The organism is Kitasatospora sp. NPDC059160 (assembly GCF_042755465.1).
In the GTDB taxonomy this organism is placed as follows: domain Bacteria; phylum Actinomycetota; class Actinomycetes; order Streptomycetales; family Streptomycetaceae; genus Kitasatospora.
Genome location: NZ_JBHZCN010000243.1, coordinates 1 through 1,912, shown reverse-complemented (window position 1 = coordinate 1,912; position 1,912 = coordinate 1). Strand labels below are relative to the sequence as shown.

At 76.0% G+C, this 1,912-nt stretch carries 2 protein-coding genes; both read right to left on the bottom strand.

Annotation, left to right across the window (positions count from 1 at the left end; all coding sequences use genetic code 11):
- Positions 1-106 precede the first annotated feature (106 nt).
- Positions 107-733, bottom strand: coding sequence for a DJ-1/PfpI family protein (locus ACFXOZ_RS42460; protein ID WP_380529785.1), 627 nt, complete (start codon positions 731-733; stop codon positions 107-109).
- The gene (locus tag ACFXOZ_RS42455; protein WP_380529783.1) at positions 733-1,734 is read right to left on the bottom strand and encodes a GlxA family transcriptional regulator; all 1,002 of its coding nucleotides are present in this window, start codon (positions 1,732-1,734) and stop codon (positions 733-735) included. Before ACFXOZ_RS42455 ends, ACFXOZ_RS42460 begins: the two co-directional genes overlap by 1 nt.
- Positions 1,735-1,912 lie beyond the last annotated feature (178 nt).

Here is a 1,912-nt window from a genome sequence, read left to right as displayed (position 1 = left end):
GGACTTGTGGGGGGGGGGTTTTTTAAAAAACAATTTCTCCGCATAGTGGGGCGGCGGCGGGGGGGGGGGGTCCCCCCCGGGGGGGCGCGCCCCCCGCGCGGCGCCGTCAGGCCGTCAGCAGCCGCTTCGCCCCCTCCACCACCGCCGGGGAGGCCTTCGCGAGGGAGCCCGCGGCGTACGGCGGCTGCGGGTCGTACTCGATGAGCAGCTGGATCGCCTGCGCGGTCCCGTCCCCGGCGATCAGGCCGGCCAGCCGCAGCGCGAGGTCGATCCCGGCCGAGACCCCGGCCGCGGTCGCGTACTTGCCGTCGACCACGATCCGCTCGGTGCCGGTGGGCTCCGCCCCGAACCGGGTCAGGCCGTCCAGCACGCCCCAGTGGCTGGTGGCCCGGCGGCCCTCCAGCAGGCCGGCGGCGGCGAGGATCAGCGAGCCGGAGCAGACCGAGGTGGTCCAGGTGGTGGTCGCGTCCACCCGGCGCACCCAGTCGAGCACCGCCGGGTCCGTCAGCTGCGCCTCCGTCCCGGGCCCGCCGGGGACCAGCAGCACGTCGGCGGAGTCCACCTCGTCCAGGGTGGCGTCCGCGGTCAGCGCCAGGGTCATGTCGGAGCGGACCGGGCCGGGCTTCGCGGCGGTGAACACCACCTCGGCCCCGGGGATCCGGGACAGCACCTCGTACGGGCCGACCGCGTCCAGGGCGGTGAAGTCGTCGTAGAGCAGGAACGCGATGCGCATCAGTGACCTCCATCGGGCTGTGGACCGCCGGCCGGTGGACCGTCGGGCCGGGAACGGAAGCGGCGGCGGTACTCGGCGGGCGGGGCGGCCACGGTCCGGACGAAGGCGCGCCGCATCGCCTCCGGGGTGCCGTAGCCGCAGGAGCGCGCGATCGCCTCGACGCCGTCGTCGGTGTCCTCCAGCAGCCGCCGGGCGGCCTCCAGTCGGACCCCGTCCACGTACCGGCCCGGGGTCACCCCCACCTCGGCGGCGAAGGCCCGGGCGAAGTGCCGCGGCGACAGCGCCGACCGCCGGGCCAGCTCCTCCACCGAGAGGTCCGCCCCGGGGTGCTCGGCGATCCACCGCTGCACCTCGCGCAGCGGCTGCCGGGCCGCCACCTGGGCGGCCAGCTGGGTGCTGAACTGGGCCTGGTTGCCCGGCCGGCGCAGGAAGACCACCAGGTGACGGGCGATCAGCAGCGCGGCGTCCCGGCCGTGGTCCTCCTCGACCAGGGCCAGCGCCAGGTCGATCCCGGCGGTGACCCCGGCCGAGGTGGCGACGCGCCCGTCCCGGACGTGGATCGGGTCCGGGTCGACCGCCACGTCGGGGAACCGGCGGGCCAGCTCCCCGCAGTACGCCCAGTGGGTGGTCGCCCGGCGCCCGGACAGCAGTCCCGCCTCGGCGAGCAGGAAGGCCCCGGTGCACACCGACACCACCCGCTCGGCCCGGTCGGCCAGCTCCCGGATCCGCGCCACCAGCGCGCCGTCCGGGTGCTCGAAGTCCACCCCGCCGGGGACCAGCAGCGTGTGCACCGGCCCGACCTCGGCGAGGTCGGCGTCCGGCAGCAGGCGCAGCCCGCTGGAGCTGCGCACCGGCCGGCCGCCGGCGGAGGCGGTGGTCACCCGGTAGGCGCCCGGCTGCCCGGCGGCCGCGCCCGCCCCCGCGAACACCTCCAGGGGGCCGGTGACGTCCAGGCTCTGCACGTCGTCGTAGAGGACGACGACCACGCTGCGCGCTCTCATGCGGCCAGCCTGTCACCGGCCCGCGACGGCAGCAATGACCGGTTTCCCACCTTTCCTGCCACGGGGCGCGCGGGTACGCCGGAACGCCGAGAGGCCCCTTGCTCTCGCAAGGGGCCTCTCGGCTGTCTGTGCGCCGCCAGGGACTCGAACCCCGGACCCGCTGATTAAGAGTCAGCTG

Excerpts from the sequence above, each read along its gene's own strand:
- ACFXOZ_RS42460 (WP_380529785.1), bottom strand. The coding sequence starts at position 733 with ATGCGCATCGCGTTCCTGCTCTACGACGACTTCACCGCCCTGGACGCG.
- ACFXOZ_RS42455 (WP_380529783.1), bottom strand. The coding sequence starts at position 1,734 with ATGAGAGCGCGCAGCGTGGTCGTCGTCCTCTACGACGACGTGCAGAGC.